22 protein-coding genes and 1 pseudogene are annotated in these 20064 nt (G+C 67.7%); 9 read left to right on the top strand and 14 right to left on the bottom strand.

Annotated elements, in window-relative coordinates; translation table 11 throughout:
- Position 1 precedes the first annotated feature (1 nt).
- The 4 genes from OG266_RS25890 (at position 2) to OG266_RS25875 (ending at position 4119) form a co-directional block, all read left to right on the top strand.
- On the top strand, positions 2-1225 hold the full coding sequence (locus OG266_RS25890; RefSeq protein ID WP_371548699.1) for an RNA-guided endonuclease InsQ/TnpB family protein: 1224 nt from the start codon (positions 2-4) through the stop codon (positions 1223-1225).
- Positions 1226-1295: 70 nt separating this feature from the next.
- Positions 1296-1796 (top strand): YbaK/EbsC family protein, encoded by a 501-nt coding sequence (locus OG266_RS25885; protein ID WP_266460294.1) that lies wholly within the window; start codon positions 1296-1298, stop codon positions 1794-1796.
- Complete coding sequence (locus tag OG266_RS25880; RefSeq protein ID WP_266460291.1) at positions 1793-2638, top strand: DMT family transporter; 846 nt, start codon at positions 1793-1795, stop codon at positions 2636-2638. Before OG266_RS25885 ends, OG266_RS25880 begins: the two co-directional genes overlap by 4 nt.
- Before the next feature lie 203 nt (positions 2639-2841).
- On the top strand, positions 2842-4119 hold the full coding sequence (locus tag OG266_RS25875) for a hypothetical protein (protein WP_371548697.1): 1278 nt from the start codon (positions 2842-2844) through the stop codon (positions 4117-4119).
- A 154-nt stretch (positions 4120-4273) separates the two neighbouring features.
- Here the strand turns inward: OG266_RS25875 and OG266_RS25870 are convergent, their stop codons facing one another.
- A complete protein-coding gene (locus tag OG266_RS25870) occupies positions 4274-4972 on the bottom strand; it encodes a hypothetical protein (protein WP_371548696.1) in 699 nt (232 codons plus the stop codon).
- 150 nt (positions 4973-5122) lie between these two features.
- Between OG266_RS25870 and OG266_RS25865 the strand changes: the two are divergent.
- Together OG266_RS25865 and OG266_RS25860 are read left to right on the top strand one after the other, a co-directional pair.
- Positions 5123-5251 (top strand): annotated as a pseudogene (locus OG266_RS25865) (EamA family transporter); the annotation flags it as partial.
- A 67-nt stretch (positions 5252-5318) separates the two neighbouring features.
- Positions 5319-5804, top strand: a complete 486-nt coding sequence (locus OG266_RS25860) for an SRPBCC family protein (RefSeq protein ID WP_371548695.1) — start codon at positions 5319-5321, stop codon at positions 5802-5804.
- Here the strand turns inward: OG266_RS25860 and OG266_RS25855 are convergent.
- Both OG266_RS25855 and OG266_RS25850 read right to left on the bottom strand, forming a co-directional pair.
- Positions 5791-6951, bottom strand: a complete 1161-nt coding sequence (locus OG266_RS25855; RefSeq protein ID WP_371548694.1) for a serine hydrolase domain-containing protein — start codon at positions 6949-6951, stop codon at positions 5791-5793. The two genes, OG266_RS25860 and OG266_RS25855, sit on opposite strands and share 14 nt — an antisense overlap.
- Positions 6952-7084: 133 nt before the next feature.
- Positions 7085-7954, bottom strand: a complete 870-nt coding sequence (locus OG266_RS25850; protein WP_371548693.1) for a helix-turn-helix domain-containing protein — start codon at positions 7952-7954, stop codon at positions 7085-7087.
- A gap of 297 nt (positions 7955-8251) precedes the next feature.
- On the opposite strand from OG266_RS25850, the gene OG266_RS25845 reads away from it, so the two are divergent.
- A complete protein-coding gene (locus OG266_RS25845; protein ID WP_371548692.1) occupies positions 8252-10012 on the top strand; it encodes an RNA-guided endonuclease TnpB family protein in 1761 nt (586 codons plus the stop codon).
- Between the two features lie 302 nt (positions 10013-10314).
- Here OG266_RS25845 and OG266_RS25840 read toward each other — a convergent pair whose 3' ends face one another.
- From OG266_RS25840 to OG266_RS25825, 4 genes are all read right to left on the bottom strand, one after another.
- Positions 10315-10761 (bottom strand): organic hydroperoxide resistance protein, encoded by a 447-nt coding sequence (locus OG266_RS25840; protein WP_266460275.1) that lies wholly within the window; start codon positions 10759-10761, stop codon positions 10315-10317.
- Between the two features lie 180 nt (positions 10762-10941).
- On the bottom strand, positions 10942-11700 hold the full coding sequence (locus tag OG266_RS25835; RefSeq protein ID WP_371548691.1) for an energy-coupling factor ABC transporter ATP-binding protein: 759 nt from the start codon (positions 11698-11700) through the stop codon (positions 10942-10944).
- Positions 11688-12449 carry a cobalt ECF transporter T component CbiQ gene (gene cbiQ / locus OG266_RS25830; RefSeq protein WP_371548690.1) on the bottom strand — a complete coding sequence of 254 codons (762 nt, stop codon included), beginning with the start codon at positions 12447-12449 and terminating at the stop codon, positions 11688-11690. The genes OG266_RS25835 and cbiQ overlap by 13 nt, the downstream gene beginning before the upstream one ends.
- A 1-nt stretch (position 12450) precedes the next feature.
- Positions 12451-13503 carry an energy-coupling factor ABC transporter permease gene (locus tag OG266_RS25825; protein ID WP_371548689.1) on the bottom strand — a complete coding sequence of 351 codons (1053 nt, stop codon included), beginning with the start codon at positions 13501-13503 and terminating at the stop codon, positions 12451-12453.
- Positions 13504-13695: 192 nt separating this feature from the next.
- On the opposite strand from OG266_RS25825, the gene OG266_RS25820 reads away from it, so the two are divergent.
- Positions 13696-14052: an SsgA family sporulation/cell division regulator gene (locus OG266_RS25820; RefSeq protein WP_266460264.1), complete on the top strand. Its 357-nt coding sequence runs from the start codon at positions 13696-13698 to the stop codon at positions 14050-14052.
- Here OG266_RS25820 and OG266_RS25815 read toward each other — a convergent pair.
- The 6 genes from OG266_RS25815 to OG266_RS25790 all read right to left on the bottom strand — a co-directional run bounded on the left by OG266_RS25815 (position 14046) and on the right by OG266_RS25790 (position 18472).
- Entirely contained in the window at positions 14046-14693 is a 648-nt protein-coding gene (locus OG266_RS25815; RefSeq protein ID WP_371548688.1) for a hypothetical protein, read from the bottom strand. The two genes, OG266_RS25820 and OG266_RS25815, sit on opposite strands and share 7 nt — an antisense overlap.
- Before the next feature lie 129 nt (positions 14694-14822).
- The gene (locus OG266_RS25810; RefSeq protein ID WP_371548687.1) at positions 14823-15380 is read right to left on the bottom strand and encodes a hypothetical protein; all 558 of its coding nucleotides are present in this window, start codon (positions 15378-15380) and stop codon (positions 14823-14825) included.
- A 1-nt stretch (position 15381) separates the two neighbouring features.
- The gene (locus OG266_RS25805; RefSeq protein ID WP_371548686.1) at positions 15382-16038 is read right to left on the bottom strand and encodes a hypothetical protein; all 657 of its coding nucleotides are present in this window, start codon (positions 16036-16038) and stop codon (positions 15382-15384) included.
- A gap of 117 nt (positions 16039-16155) precedes the next feature.
- Positions 16156-16860, bottom strand: coding sequence for a hypothetical protein (locus tag OG266_RS25800; protein WP_371548685.1), 705 nt, complete (start codon positions 16858-16860; stop codon positions 16156-16158).
- A 569-nt stretch (positions 16861-17429) separates the two neighbouring features.
- Positions 17430-17618 carry a DUF397 domain-containing protein gene (locus OG266_RS25795; protein WP_371548684.1) on the bottom strand — a complete coding sequence of 63 codons (189 nt, stop codon included), beginning with the start codon at positions 17616-17618 and terminating at the stop codon, positions 17430-17432.
- Positions 17615-18472 carry a helix-turn-helix domain-containing protein gene (locus tag OG266_RS25790; protein ID WP_371548683.1) on the bottom strand — a complete coding sequence of 286 codons (858 nt, stop codon included), beginning with the start codon at positions 18470-18472 and terminating at the stop codon, positions 17615-17617. Before OG266_RS25790 ends, OG266_RS25795 begins: the two co-directional genes overlap by 4 nt.
- Positions 18473-18608: 136 nt before the next feature.
- Between OG266_RS25790 and OG266_RS25785 the strand changes: the two genes are divergently transcribed.
- Positions 18609-19058, top strand: a complete 450-nt coding sequence (locus tag OG266_RS25785; protein WP_371548682.1) for an ATP-binding protein — start codon at positions 18609-18611, stop codon at positions 19056-19058.
- A gap of 82 nt (positions 19059-19140) precedes the next feature.
- Here OG266_RS25785 and OG266_RS25780 read toward each other — a convergent pair whose 3' ends face one another.
- Positions 19141-19890 (bottom strand): hypothetical protein, encoded by a 750-nt coding sequence (locus OG266_RS25780; protein WP_371548681.1) that lies wholly within the window; start codon positions 19888-19890, stop codon positions 19141-19143.
- Positions 19891-20064: the final 174 nt, after the last annotated feature.

Raw genomic sequence — 20064 nt, 5'->3', positions numbered from 1 at the left:
CATGCAGCTTCGGTACAGCTTCCGCCTGTACCCGGACATCGCCCAGGCAGCGGCTCTGGCGAGGGCGTTCGGGTGCGCCCGCGTCGTATTCAACGACGCCGTGCGCGCCCGTGAAGACGCCCGCCAGGCGGGCGGGGCATTTCCGAAGGCGGCCGAGCTGTCCAGGAAGCTGATCACCGAGGCGAAACAGACCGACGCACGGTCCTGGCTGGGCAAGGTCTCCGCCGTCGTGCTCCAGCAGTCCCTGCGCGACGTAGAGGCCGCCTACAGAAACTTCTTCGCCTCCCTCAAGGGCGAACGCAAGGGCCCGAAGAGCGGCGCTCCCCGGTTCAAGTCCCGCAAGGACAACCGGCAGTCGATCCGCTTCACGACCAATGCCCGCTGGTCGATCACCGATTCCGGGAGGCTGAGTCTGCCCAAGGTCGGCGCGGTGACAGTGAAGTGGTCCCGCACCCTGCCCGCACGGCCCTCCTCGGTCACCGTGATCAAGGACGCGGCCGGACGGTACTTCGCCTCCTTCGTCATCGACACCGACCCGCACGCCGACGCCGCACGGATGCCCGACACCGACCAGGCCATCGGCATCGACCTGGGCCTCACGCACTTCGCCGTCCTGTCCAACGGCACGAAGGTCGACTCCCCGCGGTTCCTGCGCCGCGCGGAGAAGAAACTGAAGAGAGCCCAGCGCAAACTGTCCCGCAAGCAGAAGGGGTCCAGGAACCGCGAGAAGGCCCGCCTCAAGGTCGCCCGCGCGCATGCACAAGTGGCCGACGCCCGCCGTGAGTTCCATCACCAGCTCTCCACCCGGCTGATCCGCGACAACCAAGCGATCGGTGTGGAGGACCTGGCGGTCAAAGGACTGGCGCGCACCAGGCTGGCGAAGAGTGTGCACGATGCGGGCTGGGCGCAGTTCGTGCACATGCTGGAGTACAAAGCGATCAGGTACGGGCGGTCCCTGGTGAAGATCGGCCGGTTCACTCCGACCAGCCAGGTCTGCTCGGAGTGCGGGGCCAAGGACGGTCCCAAGCCCCTGCACATCCGGACCTGGACCTGTGCCGCCTGCGGTGCGGTCCATGACCGGGACCACAACGCCGCGAAAAACGTGAAAACGGCCGCCGGACTGGCGGTTACAGCCTGTGGAGCGCAGGTCAGACCAGGACTCGTCCTGGCACAGCGCAAGGAAACAGGAAGCCACGGATTCCCACCCGAACCCCGTGCCGCCTAGCGGCACAGCAACGGACGAGAAGGCCAAAATCCCCGGGCGTCAGCCCGAGGAGCATGTCAAGGTGCCTTTCATGACCACAGCCGAAGAGAACGCCGCCCACCCCCGCTTCGCCGAAGCCCTGCGCGAGCTGGGCCTCGACGACCTGATCCCGCAGGTCCGGCGCTTCCCGGACGCGACCCGCACCGCCGCCGAGGCCGCCGCAGCGATCGGCTGCGACCTCAGCCAGATCTGCAAGTCGCTGATCTTCGCGGCGGACGGCGTCCCGGTACTGGTCCTGATGGACGGCGCGTCCCGGGTCGATGTAGAGCTCGTACGGCGCGAGTTGGGCGCCGAGAAGGTGACGCGCGCGAAGGTGGACCTGGTGCGGGAGACGACGGGGTACGCGATCGGCGGCGTACCTCCCTTCGGGCACGCCTCCAAGACCCGTGTCCTGGCGGACCGTTCACTGCTCGACCACGAAACGGTGTGGGCCGCCGCGGGCACCCCGTACGCCGTCTTCCCGATGGACCCCAAGACCCTGATCGCCCACGCGGGCGGCACGCTGGTGGACGTGCGCGAGCAGACGCAGTGACCCCGCTGGTCACCGCGGCCGTCCTGCTCGCCGCGGTCACCCACGCGTGCTGGAACGCGATCGCGCACCGCATCACCGACAAGCTGGTCGGCTTCACGCTGATCGCGGGCGGCGGCATGCTGATCGGCCTCGTCATGGTGCCGTTCGTCGCGTTCCCGGCGCCCGGGGCGTGGCCGTACCTGTTCGCGTCGGCCGTGATCCACGTCGTGTACTACGTGCTGCTGATGCGGTCGTTCCGGCTCGGCGACTTCGGGCAGGCGTACCCGATCGCCCGCGGCACCGCTCCCCTCATCGTCACGGCACTCGCGGCGGTCTTCGCACACGAGGTGCCCGACGGGTGGGCGGCGGCGGGGATCGCGTTGTCCTGCGCGGGGCTGACGGGTGTCGCGCTGTGGGGGCTGCGGGGGCGCCGTCCCAACTGGGCGGCGATCGGCGCGGCGTTGGCGACAGGCGTGTCGATCGCCGCGTACACCGTCGTGGACGGCCTCGGCGTGCGCGCCTCCGGCTCCTCGCTCGGCTACATCGCCTGGCTGATGGCCATCGAGGGCTTCGTGATCCCGGTGTACGCGCTGCACCACTGGCGCGGCGAACTCCTCACCGTCCTGCGCCCGTTCGCCGGGCTCGGCCTGCTCGGCGCAGCGCTCTCCGTCGCGGCGTACGGGCTGGTCCTGTGGGCCCAGACCCGGGCCGAACTCGCGCCCATCGCGGCCCTGCGCGAGTCCTCGATCATCGTCGGCGCGGCCATCGGGGCGATCTTCTTCAAGGAACGGTTCGGGGCGCCCCGGATCGCGGCGGCGGGGCTGCTGGTGGTGGGGATCGGGCTGATGTTGCACACGGGGTGAGCTGCGTGACTCTGCCGGTCGCCGACGCCGTCCCACACTTGTCCGCGCCCCGCCCGGCCCCGTCAGCCCGAGCACGGGACGGTCGCATCCCGTGGCCGAGCGGTGCAAACGGCAGGTGCCGGGAGAGCAATTAGGGGCCGCCGGTGTCGAGTTACGGTCAAGCCTGCTTGTGCTGTTGATCGAGTGCGCATACTTTCCGCGTCATGACCATGACACGAAGAGCGATCATCAAGGGCATGGCTGCCGCACCGTTCGTCGGAGCCGTCGGCAATCTCCTCTCCCCCACAGCCGCCCATGCGGCCACGATCGCCGCCGGCCAGTTCGCCCTCACCAGCCGGTCCTCCAACAGCTACGGCGAATTCACCGATCTGGCCGCCGGCTTGGCGACCAAGCTGACCAAGGTGGACGCGACCACCGTCATAGCCGACACCAACCGCAGTGCCACCCACCTCACCAGCGCCCCCAGTACAGCGGGGGCCTTCTCGACCGGTTTCGCCTGGGACAGCGACGACCAGACAGTCGACTACTGGATACCTCAGGGCGTCACCACCAGCGCGGATGCGTACGGCAACGGGCTCTACCCCGAGGGCGGAAGCAACAAGGTCGTCCTCGCCTCCTGGTACTTCGAGACCGACCCCGACAACGACGGCGTCGACGAGTACGCGCTCGACAAGGGCCTGCGGCTCACGTTCGTCGACAACAACACCCCGTCGGCACCGACGTACCGGCATGTGCTGCTGGTCGAGCCCGTCACGACCAGCACGGGCAAGTACTCCTTCAACCCCATCCGCAAACACGCGGGCGGCATCATGTGGTACGGCAACCTTCTCTATGTCGTCGACACCTACAAGGGACTCCGGGTGTTCGACCTGAACACCCTCTTCACGGTCGCCACCGCCGAGAAGGACGTGTGCGGTCTGCACACCGACGGGTCGTACTACGGCTACGGATACCAGTACGTCCTGCCGCAGAGCCGCGCCTACGACAACGCGGGAACTTATCTGCGCTACACGGCGATCGGGCTCGACCGCGCGAGCACACCCGACAGCCTGGTCGTGAGCGAGTACTCCTACTCCGGCACCGTCGACTACACGGACGGCACCTTCAACGGCACAGGCCCCGGCACCACCACGCCCAAGGTGGTCCGCTGGAACCTCGACCACACCGACCGGCAACCGGCCTCGCTCACCGCGACCGAAGCCGTCACCGTCAGCCAGCAGAAGATCCAGGGAGTCGTGTCCCGCAAAAGCAAGCACTATCTCGCGGTCAGCGCCGGCACCTCCACCAAGGGCACACTGCGCACCTTCACCTCCGGCGACTCGACCGCAAGCACTGTGTGCGACCTGGCCGTCGGTTGCGAGGACCTCAGCTACCACAGCAGCGGGGCGTCCGGCTGGGCCTACAGCGAGTCCGTGATCTGGAACGCCAGCGAATACGTCGGCAAGCGCTACGTCTACGCAGTCCACGCGGACGGCTCGTAGCCGCAGCAAGGCGATGCCGGCTGACACGCGGAGGCACCGACCTCGACGGCTGACGCCGTAGGAGCCATCTCCCTGCGTGCAGGCGCCCGCGGACCAAAAGTCATGCCCTCGGCCCGGCGGCTTGCGGGTTTGACCACCACGGCCAGATGCGCTGCTAGGACTCGTCCGGGGGCAGGCTGCTCAGGTCCAGGACATCGGCTGCCGCCGGGGGCTGAATGTCCACCGGGTTGTTGAAATCGCTGAACTTCGTGACGCGGTGGGAGCGAGGGTCTTTGTAGTCGATCCTCAGTAGGTACGGCTTGCCCTCGGCGGCCACGTAGAAGGTATAGACGCCCCCCTTGAGTTCGTCGTCCGTCACTTTCACCGGGATGACCGGCTTGCCGTCAAGCTCGGTCGGGTCGGCCTTCGTCGCCTCGCCGAAGGAGGAGAACGGCCACGAGCAGTCGACCAGGTCGTCTGCTCCCTTCGCCGCGCTCACGGGGCTCTTCAGCCAGGGGCTGTTCCGCATCGCGGGTACCGTCTTCCGCCCCCACATGTCGAGGTACACGTCGTTGGGGTGGATGTAGTCCGTCTCGCCGATCCGGATCTGCTCCATCTCTGAACCGTGGGACGAGGTCGCCTTCAACGCGCACCTGCTCTTGAGATCGGTCGTCAGACGGCCGGAATACCGGTCGCCGCCCGAGGTGACATCCAGTCCGATGGTCACCGACGTGAGCGCATTCATGGTGCGGTAGGCCTCGCCGAGCAGTTGGTCGGCGGAGCGTGTGTCAGTCGTGCCACCGTCGCCGGCACAGCCAACCGTGACGGCACCCATGAACAGGCACAGCGCAGCGGTGCTCGCCTTCGTTCGCACAATCCCCCCTGGTGTGTAGGGCGGCAGAGTACCGGAACGATGATCACCCCGCCCCGGGCCGCGGACGAGCGCGCCGACCTCACCTCAAGAGCCCGCGTCACCTGGTCTTGCGACCTCGGATCAGGCCACCAATCCAACGTCCCAGCCCCGAGAACGGCATCAATCATCGTCGGCGCCGCCATCGGGGCGATCTTCTTCAAGGAACGGTTCGGGGCGCCCCGGATCGCGGCGGCAGGACTGCTGGTAGTGGGGATCGGGCTGATGCTGCACACGGGGTGAACCGCGTCGACGCTGCCCCACGATTGCCGCGCCCGCCCCGACAGAGGTCCGGTCCTAAACTCGCCCCATGGACAGGACCGACCGCGCCAGTCGGCTGATCGCCGCACCACCGGTGGCCGTCTACGGCGCCCTCCTCGACCGGGAGTCCATCGAGGCCTGGTTGCCGCCGGACGGCATGCGCGGGCGGGTCGAGCGGTGGGATCCCCGGCCTGGTGGCGGGTTCCGGATGGTTCTCACCTACCTCGACCCCAGCGGCGGTCCCGGCAAGACCTCGGACGCGACGGATGTCGTCGATGTCGCCTTCGCCGACCTGGTGCCACCGGAGCGCGTGGTGACGCGGGCGGTGTTCGAGGCCGACGACCCGGCGTACGCGGGCACCATGACGATGACCTGGCACCTCTCCGCCACCGGTGACGGGACCGAGGTGACCGTCACGGCCACGGACGTGCCGCCCGGCATCGACCAGGCGGCACACGAGGCCGGGATCGCCTCCTCGCTGGCCAACCTGGCGGCGTACGTCGAAGCCCCGACCTCGGGGCTCAGCGCGCCGTAGCCGCCCGCACCGCCCCCACCAGCGCCTGCGCCCGCGCATCCGCCGTCACGCTCTTGCGGAAGCCGTTCGTCACGTACCCGAAGGCGATCCCCGACTCGGGGTCGGCGAAGCCGAGGGCGCCGCCCCGGCCGGGGTGGCCGAAGGAGCCGCCACCAAGCAGTGGGGACGCGCTGCCGTGCAGCATGTACCCGAGCCCGAAGCGGGTGCTGACGACCAGCACGCGGTCGGGGCCTGCGGAGTGTTCCGTACGGGCCGCCGAGACGGTGGCCGGCGAGAACAGCCGCACCCCGTCCACCTCTCCGATCAGCGAGGCGTAGAAGCGCGCGAGGCCCTCCGCCGTGGCGATCCCGTTGGAGGCGGGCAGGACGGCCGCCCGGTACGCGGCGTCGTTCTCGTCCGGCAGCGGAGTGATCACGGCGAAGGCGCGGCGGGTCAGCGAGGAGGGGTCCGCGTACGCCTCGGAGACCGACCGCTTGGGCCGGGTCCGCAGACCGCCCGCCGCGGACGGGGCCTCGATCTGCCCGACCTTCCCCACGCGCCCCGCCACCGAGTCCGGCAGCCCGACCCACAGGTCCAGGCCCAGCGGCCGGGAGATCTCCTCGGCGATCCAGTCACCGATCGAGCGCCCGGTCACCCGCCGCACCAGCTCCCCCGTCAGCCAGCTGTACGTCTGCGCGTGATACCCGTGGTCCGCGCCCGGCTCCCACACCGGCGCCTGCGCGGCCACCGCCGCGGCCCCGAGACCGGGATCCGCCGCCTCGGCGGGCGTCAGCGGGCGGTCGAGGACGGGTACGCCGGCCCGGTGCGCGAGGACATGCCGTACGAGCGTCCGTTCCTTGCCCCGCGCCTTGAACTCCGGCCAGTACGCGCCGACCGGGGCGTCGAGGTCCAGCAGCCCGCGCTCGGCCAGCATGAGCAGTACGGCGGCGGCCACGCCCTTCGTCGCCGAGCGCATGATCTGCGCGGTGTCCCGCTCCCAGGGCTCGGTGCCGTCGACGTCCCGCGTGCCGCCCCACAGGTCGACGACCTTGTGACCGTCGCGGTACACGGCGACGGCGGCACCCCGGTCCCCGAGCACCTCGAAGTTCGCTGCGAACGCCTCCCTGACCGGCTCGAAGCCCTCGGCCACTGTGCCGTTCACGTCCACGCCCGTACTCCCTGTCGCCGCACACCTGCCAACAGTGCGTGCAACACGCACGTAGAGGTCGCGATTCCCAGACCTGTCCGGCCGATCACGGCGGAGACGCGGGGTGGCCGTGACATCCCCCGCTCACCGGTGCTCAGGCCCGGCTCTCTGCGCCGATGTACGACTTGGTGGCGTCGGTGATGAAGTCGCGGCTGCTGTCGGATTCGAGGGCCTGGGCCTGGAGGTGGTCGTACATCACGCTGTAGTGCTGCACGTCGAATGGTTTCTCCAGGTAGAGATCGCTGGTGAAGCGTTCCAGGTGCACGACTGCCTCGGGGCTGTCGGCGAACCTCAGGATGCAGAACCGTCCTCCGAGGCCCGGATGAGCGCCCACGGTGTACGGGAGGACCTGCACGGTGATGTGGGGCTCCGCGCCGAGTGTGTTCAGGTGCTCCAGTTGTTCGCGCATGATGTCCGGGCCGCCGACGACGCGGCGCAGTGCCGATTCGTCCACGATGGCCCAAAGGCGCAGGGGGCGGGCCGGGTCGTAGATCCGGTGCTGACGGCGCAGCCGCACCTTGAGGCGGGTGGCGGCCTGTTCGGCAGTGAGCAGAGGGATCGTTTCCGCAATGACGGCGTGGGCGTAGGCGGGGGTCTGCAGCAGGTCGGGGATCACCATGGGCTCGTATGCGTGGACGGTGGCGGCGTCCGCCTCCAGGCCGACATAGACGCTCTGGGGAATGTCGCCGTAGACGTTCCACCAGCCCTGCTGGCCGGATTCCTTGGCCATCCGCATGAGTGAGTCGATGACCTGCTGGTCCGTCACTCCGTAGATCGCGCACAGATCGCGTACATCGCGGGGGCTGGCGGTGCGGCGGCCGTTCTCCATGTGACTGATCTTGGGCTGGGAGACCATGAGCCGCTCGGCCGCTTCTGTGCTCTTCAGCCCGCTGGCCTGACGGAGCCGGCGGAGTTCGGCTCCCAGGCGGCGCTTTCTGACCGTGGGATTGCTGTTCGCCGCCACGGCGGTCCACCTCCGGCTCCAAGTCATCGTGCTGACCCGGAGATTGCCATGGACCGAAGCTTGTTGATCATCCGCCATGCCGTCTTCTTCGCAGCGCTCCAAAGAACCTCGAACGGCAAATGCCAGCGTAAGAGTCCTTTTCGGCTGCCTGTGATCAGGACGGTATGGCGCGTGACCAGCCAGCCTTGCCCCGTGGCAACCTGCGGCCCAGCACAGCGACTTGGAACCGGAGGTATGGCGCGCGTGGCGGCGAAATCCAATTCCGCAGAGCCAGGGCACGGCCCCGCGGCCGCGACCATGCCCAGAACGGAGGTGTTGCGGGCGTACCGGTTCGCCCTGGACCCCTCCGACGCCGAGCGTGCCGCCCTGTCCCGCTACGCCGGCGCTTGCCGGTGGGCCTACAACTACGCCCTGGCCAAGAAGACCCAGGCCCACCAGGCATGGGCCGACCGCCGGACCGCCTACCTCGAGGCGGGGCTGAGTGAAGCCGAGGCGAAGCAGCGGATCAAGGCCGACGGCGCCGAGCTCACCGACCGCATCAAGGTGTGGGACCACCACCGCAAGAGCCTCACGCTCACCGTCGCCGGCAAGCCGCCGCTGCCCGAGATGCAGCCCCCGGCCGGGCAGGAGACCCTCGTCCACCGGCTGGTCGCCGTCCGCGCGGACGCCGCCGAAACCACCCGTGAACGCGAGCTCCTGGCCGAAGCCCGTGCCACGGTGAACGCGCTCAAGACCAAGGCGTTCAGTGCCGGTTTCCGCACACCGACCGCCACCGACACCAGCGCCCTGTGGCGGGTGGAACGGGATCTGCCCAAGGAGCAGCGCGGCAGCCCCTGGTGGCGGGAGGTCAACGTGTACTGCTTCACCTCCGGCTTCGACCGCGCCCAGGTCGCCTGGAACCACTGGCAGGAATCGCTCGCCGGCCACCGAGCCGGTCAGCGCCACGGATATCCCCGCTTCAAGAAGAAGGGCCACGCAGAATCGTTCACTCTCTTCCATGATGTGAAGAGGCCGATCATCCGCCTGGAGGGCTACCGGCGCCTGGTGATGCCAGGCCTGGGCAGCATCCGCATCCACAACTCCGGCAAGCGCCTCGCGCTGCTCGTGGACGGCGGGCAGGCCGTCATCCAGTCCGTGACCGTCACCCGCGGCGGCCACCGCTGGTACGCCTCCGTGCTGGCCAAGGTGCAGCAGAACGTGCCCATGCTGTGGGAGCACGTCCACGACGACGGCACCCGCACCCCGTACCTGAGCCGCACCCCGGCCGAGGAAGCCGCCGAGAACGGCGGACGCGTCGAGCAGATCGGCCGCCCCACCGCCCGCCAGCGCGCCGGCGGGCTCGTCGGCGTCGACCTCGGCTCCCACTACCTGGCCGCCCTGTCCAGCCCCCTCGACCCGGCCGACCCCGCCACCGCCCTCGTACAGCACCCCCCTCTGCTTGCCGACAGCCTGGCCAAGCTGTCGAAGGCCCAGCGCGCGATGTCCCGTTGTCAACAGGGGTCGGGGCGATGGAGGAAGGCCACCGCCCGGGTCTCCCGCGTCCACCAGCAGATCACCGTGCGGCGCGCCTCGTATCTGCACGGCCTGTCCAAGAAGCTCGCCACCGGATTCACGCACGTGGCGATCGAAGACCTGGACCTCACAGCTCTCACCACCTCGGCCGAGGGCGCCCGGGACAAGACGGGCAGAAACGTCAAGGTCAAGGCCCGCTCCAACCGGCATCTCCTGGACGCCGGTCTGGGCAACCTGCGCAAGAAGCTCGCGTACAAGACCGCCTGGTACGGCTCGCAGCTCGTCGTCCTCGACCAGGGCGAGCCCGTCACCAGCACCTGCGCGAAGTGCAAGAAGCGAAACCCGAGCTCCGACCCTTCATGCAGTACGTTCCACTGCCCCTCGTGCGGTGCGGTCGTACACCGGCACCAGAACAGCACCGCGAACATCGTCGACGCGGCGCACAGACAGCTCGAGACGGTCGCCTCCGATAGGGGGGAGACCCAAAACGCTCGCCGAGCCCCTGGAAGTCCCAGAGCCCGCAAGGCTCCCGGGCAGGGGGCGTAGAAGCGAGAAGACACCGGCTGATGCCGGTGCCACCCCCGGGGAGCGATCCCCGGGCGTCCCACAACAGCACCACAACCAGCGCGGCAGGCAGCTACCGCCGAAGGCCCCAGGCCGTTCGGCGGCCGCTCCCTACGCGCCTGGGACGATCCGTGTTCTGGCAGACCGACAGCTGCACCACGATGCTTCGGACGAGTGCCTCCCGCGCACTCCCCGTCGCGAAGAAACACGCACTCTCCGTCGTGAAGAAAGAGGTACTTACTGGGCCCCGCCGCTTTCCTCCACCGTGATCGGCCGGACAGGTCCTAGCCCAGCAGGATCGTGACCTCGATGTTGCCGCGGGTGGCGTTGGAGTACGGGCAGACGTCGTGGGCCTCGTCCACGAGCTTGGCGGCGACGTCCTGGTCGACGACGGGGAGCGAGACGCTCAGGGCGACCGCGAGGCCGTATCCGCGCCGCTTGTTGGGGCCGATACCGACCTTCGCGGCGACCGTGGAGCCGGAGAGGTCGAAGCCGGAGCGGCGGCCCACCATCACCAGCGCGTTGTGGAAGCAGGCGCTGTAGCCGGCCGCGAACAGCTGCTCCGGGTTCGTGCCGTTGCCGTCCCCGCCGAGAGCCGGCGGCATCGCGACCTTCAGTTCGAGCTGGCCGTCCTGACTGGTGACATAGCCGTCCCGGCCGCCGTGGGCGGTGGCCTCTGCGACGTACATGATCTTCGTCGGGCGGGTGTCGACAGCGGTGCCGTCGATCATGGCGGGACCTCCCCCGGGGCGGGCGGCACAAGTGTGCAAGTGCATCCCGCTCAAGGTATCGACCGACACGCGACACCTTGTTACCAGGGGGTAGAAACCGCGGGTAACCCGAGGTCGGCGCAGGTCAGCGGGGATTCTCGTGCCGATCCGTCCGGTTCGTCACGCGCCCATGGTCGTTCGTCACGCGCCCATGGTCACGGAGCGCGGGTCGAACCCGAAGGGCAGCTCCAGGCGGTGGCTGCGCATCAGCTCGTCGTCGGAGAGCAGCTCGCCGGTCTTGCCGTCGGCCGCGATCACGCCGTCGCTGAGGATGAGGGCGCGGGGGCAGAGCTCGAGGGCGTACGGCAGGTCGTGCGTGACCATCAGGACGGTCACGTCCAACGACCGCAGGATGTCGGCGAGTTCGCGGCGCGAGGCGGGGTCGAGGTTGGAGGAGGGCTCGTCGAGGACGAGGATCTCCGGCTCCATCGCGAGGACGGTGGCCACGGCGACCCGGCGCCGCTGCCCGAAGGAGAGGTGGTGCGGCGGGCGGTCGGCGAAGTCCGCCACGCCGACCTGCTCAAGCGCCGTACGGACACGCTCCTCCAGCTCGGCACCCTTCATCCCGGCCGCGGCCGGTCCGAAGGCGACGTCCTCGCGCACGCTCGGCATGAACAGCTGGTCGTCCGGGTCCTGGAAGACGATGCCGACCTTGCGCCGGATCTCGGCCATGTGCCGCTTGCCGACGGGGAGTCCGGCCACCGTCACGGTCCCGGCGCCGCCGTTCAGGATGCCGTTGAGGTGCAGTACGAGGGTGGTCTTGCCGGCGCCGTTCGGCCCGAGCAGCGCGACGCGCTCGCCGCGCCCGACGGTGAAGTCGACGCCGAACAGGGCCTGATGCCCGTCGGGGTAGGCGAAGGCAAGTCCGGAGACTTCCAAAGAGGGGGTCACAGCATCCATCCCAGCAGACATACGACAAGAGCGGCGAACGGGAGGGCAAAGGCGTACGACCACTGCGCCCGCGAGGCGGTCACCTCGTCGATGACCGGCATCGAACCGGCGTACCCCCGGCTCACCATGGCGAGATGCACACGCTCCCCGCGCTCGTAGGAGCGGATGAACAGCGCGCCCGCGGATTTCGCGAGCACCCCCCAGTGCTTGACTCCGCTGGCCTCGAACCCGCGCGACTCCCGCGCGATCCGCATCCGCCGCATCTCGTCGGTGATGACATCCCCGTACCGGATCATGAAGGAAGCGATCTGCACGAGCAGCGGCGGGAGCTTCAACCGCTGGAGGCCGAGGAGCAGTTCGCGCAGTTCGGTGGTCGAGGCCAGGAGTACGGAGGCGGCGACGCCCAGCGTTCCCTTGGCGAGGACGTTCCACGCGCCCCACAGGCCGTTCACGCTCAGCGACATGCCGAGGACGTCGACGCGCTCGCCCTCCGCCACGAACGGCATGAGCACCGCGAAGGCGACGAACGGCACCTCGATGAGCAGCCGCTTCAGCAGGAAGGGGGCGGGCACCCGGGCCTGGTACGCGACTCCCGCGAGGAGCACGGCGTACAGCGCGAACGCCCACATCGCCTCGCGCGGGGTGGAGACGACCACGACCACGAAGGCGAAGGTGGCGGCGAGCTTGGTGTGCGGCGGCAGCGCGTGCACGGGCGAGTGCCCGTGCCGGTAGAGCTTGTGGGCGTGGCCGGCGCCCATGTCAGGCGACCTGCGAACGTGACACTTCGGGCGCATCGGCCGTACGGCGCCTGCGGACCGCCCAGAAGACTCCGGTGCCCGCGACGACGGTGACGCCGACACCGATCACACCCGCGAGGCCGCCGGAGATCCGGGCGTTCGAGACGTCCTTGACTCCGTAGTCCGCGAGCGGGGAGTCGGCGGCGGAGTGCTCCTTCGCCGCCTCGGCGATGCCCTGGTCCTCGGCGACCTTCTCCAGGCCGTCGGGGCTGGCGGAGGCGTAGAAGCTGACGAACCCGGCGAGGATCAGGGAGGCGACGAGCCCGGTGATCCACACCTTGCGGTGGGAGGTGCGGGCGGCGACGGCGGCCGGGACGGCCGTGGGCGCGTCGACGAGTTCGCCGTTGACGCGCAGCTTGAGCTGCTGGGTCAGGCCCCGCGCGCCGTACACGAGATCCGGTCGTACGGCGATGACGGCGCCGACCGTGAGCGCGGTGATCGCGGCCTCGCCGAGGCCGATGAGGATGTGGACGCCGACCATGGCGGTGGCGACCTTGTCGATCGAGACGTCGGTGGTGCCGCCGACCGCGTAGATGAGGGTGAAGGCGACGGCGGCGGCCGGCACCGAAAGGAGCGCGGAGACGAAAGCGGCGGCCGTGATGGAGCGGCGCCCGCGCGGGAGCACCTTCACCAGGCCGCGGAAGACGGCGTACGCGACGACCGTCGTGACGATCGCCATGTCCGTGATGTTCACGCCGAGCGCGGTGAGGCCGCCGTCCGCGAAGAGGATGCCCTGCATCAGCAGGACCACGGAGACGCAGAGGACCCCTGTGTAGGGGCCGACGAGTATCGCCGCCAGCGCACCCCCCAGCAGATGTCCGCTGGTCCCGGCCGCGACCGGGAAGTTCAGCATCTGCACGGCGAAGATGAAGGCGGCGACCAAGCCGGCGAGCGGCGCGGTCTTCTCGTCCAGCTCGCGGCGGGCCCCCTTGAGGCTCACGGCGATGGCACCGGCGGCGACTACTCCGGTGACCGCGGAGACCGGGGCGTTGATGAATCCGTCAGGCACATGCACCGTACGAGGATAGCGCCTTGTTGCGAACCTCTTGCAAGAGCGAGGAGGTTACGAATAGCCGAGCGGAGGCCGGGCAGGAGCACCGGGGAGGTCAGGCATACGCCCGGGAGCGGAATCCGTGGAGTGTGCGACATTGGAGAGGTGACGGATTCATAGATTCCGCACAGGTTACGCAGCGTAAGGAGTCGGCCCATGTCCGCTGTCGAACAGTACGCACGCGCCCATATCGTCACCGACACCGCAGACACCGCCGCCGACGAACACCGGGCCGTCCCCATCGCCCTCCGCTACGACCCCGAAGCCGACCCCCGCCAGGTCCACGTCACCCTCCCCGGCCCCCACGAGTGGGTCTTCGCCCGCGAGTTGCTGGAACAGGGCCTCCGCGCCCCGGTCAGCAACGGCGACGTACGCGTCTGGCCGTGCGGCCGGGTGCAGGCGGTCATGGAGTTCCACTCGGCACAAGGGGTGGCGGTCGTGCAGTTCGAGTCGAAGACGCTGCTGCGGTTCCTTCGCCGTACGTACATGGCGACGGCGCCGGTGGCTCACTGACGTGGACGGTGGCGTCCTGGTCGGGCGGTGACCGTGTCCGATGGGTCGGGGTCCGAGTCCGACGGGTCCGAGCCCGATGAGTCAGGCGCCGAGTCCGGATCGAGGACCCAGGACACCAGGTGGTCGGTTGCGAGGCACCACCATCCCGCCCGCCCCCGCGCCGCGCTGACGTGCAGCCCGCGGTCGTGGACCGTACAGACGGGCCAGATCTCCCAGTACAACGCGGCGACGTGCGCCTGGACTCCGCGGGCGACGCACGCGACGATCTCCTGCCACAGGAACGAGCCGACCGGCTCTCCGCCGACGTAAACCATCCCCGCCGGGAACACCTCGCCGGGACCCTCGCGCCAGGGCTCAGGGACTCCTGCGGGACCCCCGTCCAGGTCACCGCGCGCTCTCAGGATCTCCACCGCACGCTCCGTCAGCCGCACCTTGCGAGCGTGCAGGAGATCACCGAAGGCATCCGCCGGCATCTCGCCGTTGCGGCAGAAGACCGCGTACGCCCACGAACGGTATTCGTCGTCCCCCAAGCCGGTCGCCCACACAACGTCCAGATGCTCCGCCGACCGCAGATGCCAGGCCGCGAAGCGCTCGAAGTGAGCGTCATGTCTCAGCGAGTACAACGAAATATCAGCCCCCATGATCAAAATATACCAACCGGCATCGACATCCACTCGAACCTGGGACCGTCGACATCGCGAAAGTCACTTAGTGGCATTGACTGTTGCACCGGCCCGCGAGATCAGCGAACTCATGCGATCCGCCACGATCTATAGCCGAATCGAAGGATCAACTGCCCTTACCACATGACCACCTGTAACCCCTCCATTGCATTTCCAAACTGCAGCCTCATGGAAATAATCTACGTGCAGGCCGAAGGCGTGGCGGCCACAGACAGGCCAGACCGTGACATAATAATTCATAACAAATTCCTGCACCCCTTCCGCTACGACACCCAAAACCTCCACCAAATCCGGCGTTGAAACTTCCACGGACTTAAAGCGAACCACACCGACCGGCCCAAATTCCGGGTCGCGAAAATAATTAATGTAGCAAAACTCCTCCCCGGCAATCCTTTTCCCTATTTCATCAAATGCCGACATTTGGATTACCTCGAAGGCCGATCTCGCCATGGAAAAGGTTCGCATGGTCCAAAGTTCGCAGAATTCATCTTCGGAAATTTCTCCGAATTCGTCATACAGCTCAACCATCCATGCCACCACCTCTTCCGAGAGGTTCTCCCCGTGACGCCAGACCGCTCGCAGCATCCTGTCCTGCCAGTCCGAAAAGTTGGACATCAAACAGTTGGTGCCATTCTTGTTCTGCACGCTATTCCTCTCCGCACAGCAGTGCCTCAGCCTCGATCTCGGCCTTCGACAGTTCCTCGTCGATCCCACATTTGAACAGCCCTGAGTACGTGGCCAGCGACCAGGTGCTCAGGGTGCCTCGCACGGATTCCCGGCCGGAAGTGGTGCAACCGAAGACGAAGGATGCTTCGACCGTGTTGACGCCCACGACGCCGACCAGCACGCCGGAGAACTTTCCGAACTCCGTTTTGAGGACCTTGTCCCCTTCGCTCAGGACGAAGGAGGCGCCTGCCTTGGCCAGATCGAGCCCGGTCTCTTCTTCGAGCGAGCCGACGGCGGCCTGCGGATCCAAGGCGGTGTCGTCCGGGAGTGCGGGAGTGACGGCCGACTTGAGGGAGCGGACCGGAACGGCTTCGAACTCAGCCTTGACGGTCTTTCCCGCCGGGACGTCGAACTGCTGGGCGTCGGATACGGCGACCAGCACCTCCCGCTTCACCACCTTGCCCCAGTGGAATTTGCCGTTCTGGCAGGTCCAGTTTTTCGGAACCGTCCGGTTGACTGATGCCTTGTTGGCGGACGGGCCGGGGTTTGGCGCCGCGTTCGCTGTACAGGACGTCGCCGTCAGCCCGACGGCAAATATGGCTACACCTCGAAGCGATACGCTCACGCCGTTCAGCATCCTTTGTTGATCGCGAGTTTCGCGAGGCCGTCCTGTGGCTTCTTGTCGCAGCGGTAGGTGTCGGTGCAGAGGATCGCAAGCCCGAAAACCGCGCCTGCTGAAGAAGCTGATGGTTGGTCAGGCAGAGGGAGTCACCGATGCCGACGGCTCAGTAGTGGCCTCCTCACCGCAGAGCAGGCTGTACACCTCCCTCATGTACACACGTCGGGGATCGGTCCCGCATTCGATCATTCCGGCGGCGCGTTTGTGCCAGGTCGTGACCGTGCCGAAGACAGGTGTGGCGGTCGAACTCGCGCAGCCGTACACGAAGTCGGCCTCCACGACCGTCGCGCCGATGGCCGAGGCGTACTCCGCCTCCTGCCCCTCGAGGTTGATGGCGATCTCACCCTTGGTGTCAGGGAGAGGCACAGCCGTCCCGGGCCGGGCGAACGTGCCCTCCTCGACACCCATGTGCTTCTCGAGCGAGGCAAGCAGGGTTTCCTGGTCCGCTTTCACCGAAACACTCGTCTCGACGGACGCCTTCACGGTTCTGACCGGGATCACCGAGAACCAGACTTCGCTGCCCTTCATCCCGCTTGTGGCCTTCACCAGTTGGGAGGCAGCCACGAGCTGTTGCCGCTGCTGTGTCCTGCCCCAGTGAATGCTCTGCTTGTCGCACGTCCACGGGGAGACGGACGGGGCCGTGGAGGCGCGGGCCGCGGTGGCGGATGACGTCTTCTTGTCGGTGTTCTTGTCGGTGTTCTTGTCGCCGTTCTCCTGACAGGCCGCGAGGCCGGTCAGGAGCAGGCAGGCCAAGGCCGCGCGTACGATCGGCGTTCTCATGGACACGTCGTCGAGGTCGCCGAACGCTCCGACGGCACCTCGATCTTCCGGTCCTGCAACCGCGCCATCAACAGCGGCCGCCACCGAACCCGCCGACGAAGCAGCCGACTTCGTCTCGTCCGACGCCGCCGTAACCTCCGTCGTACCGGAGTCTGCCGCGAGCCCCGTACGTCTCAACGCGGCGCGCGACGGTCTCCCCCGCCTTTTCGCGCCTGGGACCCATCTCCCCTTGAGCCTCAACACAACTCCTGTGATCACGTCATGACGCCAAATGCGCCATGAGTGGCGTGATCAAAAGTCAGGAACCTGTGAAGGGACTCCGCAAGAAGTCCACCGTCACATCAAAGTGACCTCTGAACAGCGAGAACGCTCTTGACTTCCAGAAGGCGACAACCGGTTACCCCCCGACATCTGTGAAGCACCCATGGAGACCTTGTCCCAACGCTGTCCTCGTACCGGGCATATCGCGACTAACGCTCATCGTGAGCCTCTGACCTGCGCATACTCGGATCGTGACAGAGTCGTGATGGGTCGCGCTCATGTTCTGGACAGGTGAGGGTGCTGCGGGTCTACATCCCCGATGCGTACGCCACGAAGTCCGTCCACGTGGTGGGTTCCACGGTGAGGCAGGGGCCTTGGGTGTTCTTGGAGTCACGGACGTGGATGGTGGCGAGGGCCACGGCTATCTCGACGCAGTCGCCGGGTTCGCTGCTGCTGCTGTAGCTGCTCTTGAACCACTGGAGTTCACGGGTGCTCATAGTTCTCCCAGCACGTGCTCGATGAAGGCCAGCGACTCCCGTGGCGTGAGAGCCTGCGCCCGGATCATGCCATACCGCAGCTCAAGGACCCGAAGATCCCTGGGAGTTGAGACCGGTCGGCCATTGAAAGCTCCTTCGGAACGCCCGACCGCCGTACCGTCCTGGAACTTCAGCACCTCGATCAGACCGTCCATTCCGGCGTGGTCCTCCCGATCGGTCGGCATGACCTGAAGCATGACGTTCCGCAACTGCGCCACCTCCAGCAGGTGTTCGAGCTGCCGATGCAACACCATCTTCCCTCCGATGGGGCGTTCCAGCGTCACCTGTTCCTGGACGAAGGCGAGATTGGGGGCGGGCTCCCGCTCGAAGATCGCCTTCCGGGCCATACGGGCATCGGTCTCCCGCGCCACCACGTCGGCCGAGAGCGCGGGCTGCCGTGTCTCGAACAGCGCCTTCGTGTACTCCGGCGTCTGCAACAGCCCATGGATGTTGTGGTTGCTGTACAGCAGCAACTCAACCGCCCGCGCCTCCAGTTGAGCCAACTCCCGCACCTTCTTCGGATACCGGGCCTTCTCCGTGTGCACCCGCAGCGCGACAACCGCCCCGCCCGCGTTGAGCACCTCGTCCGCCTGGTACAGGAACTCCAGCCGTGGAATCCGCGCCCCACGCTCGATCTTGCGGATCATGTCCTCCCCGTACCCCATCGCCTCCCCGAAGTCGGCCGCGCTCATCCCCGCGGCCTCCCTGTGGAACTTGATCACCCCGCCGACGACCTCGATCATCGGCGCCATCTCGTCCCCGGGCTCGATGCCCCAGCCCGCCTCGTCCACGCCCTCGTCCACGCCCTCGCTCATCGCCCACCTCCAACGCGCATCCGTACCCGTGCGGCACGGGGACAGCCGAGACAGCCCGGGACAAAGACCGGACAATCCCCGTACGCACAGGCGTCATCGCAGCTCAAGGCAAGCACGGTCGGCCACGCTGAGTGACATGAACCAAGAAATCGCCGATCACGCAACCCAACCTGACGCCCCCATCCGCAACTTCAGCGTGCTCCTGTCCTCCACGCCTCGAGGTGCCCGTCTGGCCCGTCTGTTGACGGTGGAACAACTCCGGGCGTGGGGGCTACCGTTGGAGGTTCCGGCGCAGATCGTGGCGGAGCTGTCGGCGAACGCGGTGACGCATGGGCGGGTGCCGGGCCGGGACTTCCGCCTGACGCTGTACGTCGTCGGCGACACGCTGCGCATCGAGGTGGCGGACACGAGGGGCGACCGCATCCCGACGTCACCGGGACCGGCGCTGCCGGAGGCGGAGTCCGGGCGGGGATTGCTGATCGTGGAGGCGCTGTCCGGACGTTGGGGTGTGTCGCCGGGGCCGCCGCCGCGCAAGACGGTCTGGGCGGAAGTGGACGTGGGCGGAGCCCGTCATCCCCAAGGGTGATCATTCCCGAGTGGGCCGGATCGGCGCCAAGTACCGAATGACACGGCGACCGCCAAGAGCGCCCGCGGCCTGAAGCGAGAGTTCAGTGGCCCATGGAAGTGAGCTTGTCCCGCAATGACGTCAGTTCCTTCGAGACGGTGACGTCGGGGATGCTCGCCAGGCGGTCCACCAGGGCGGCCGTCTCGTCCAGGCAGGCGGGGTCGTTGACATTCTCGATGACCCACGTGTCGCCCTGGGGGTAGAACTGTCCGTCGCTCCCTGTGTCGACGACGGCGACAGGGCCGACAGTCGTCCTGGTGCCATCGTGCTCGAAGATGACGTCTACGACCCCGTACCAGGCCGACCCCCACCCGACCGTTTCCGGTCCCATCGTGAGGGTCAGGCGATCGAGCTTGTTGTCCTCGACGGTGAAGCTGATGTCCTTCGTCTTCTCGTAGGGTGTCTTCGGTAGCTCAAGCGGCATCGGGAAGTCGTAGTTCATGGAGATCCCGAGACCCCCTCCGCTCGGATGGCAACCCGGCAGGTTTCCGGCCTCACGGAGCCGCAGCGTCGCCTTCGTGATCAGGGAGGGGCCCGGAGCCCTGTTCTCAAAGGTCACGTCCAGGTGCGGGCCGTACAGATCCTTCGCCTTGACAGGCTCGGCTTCCGGGGTGATCCGCTCGGTGCCGTCGATTCCTCCCTCGATGTAGGCGGCGACACGCGCAACTTTGAGCTTGGGCTCGCGTGCGGCCTCTGACACACCGGTGCTTGCCTGCACCTCTCCGCTCTCAGCCTGTGAGCGCCCGGTGCCGGAGGAGTCGTTGCCGTAGATGATGAAGAGGGGGATGCCCACAATCGCGGCGGCTGTGCCGAGCAGAGCGATGATGTTGGGCGGGTGCCGCCAGCGCGAACTTGGATCGCCGCCGGTTACCGGTGTGGTGCTGCTGGTCGAAGGTACGGCTGGATCGCCGGCGGGTGCCGACGGGGTTGCGGACGGGCCGGCCGGTGCTGAAGCCGTTCCTGGTGC

The organism is Streptomyces sp. NBC_00554 (assembly GCF_041431135.1).
Classification (GTDB): domain Bacteria; phylum Actinomycetota; class Actinomycetes; order Streptomycetales; family Streptomycetaceae; genus Streptomyces.
This window is presented reverse-complemented; position numbering and strand designations above follow the sequence as displayed.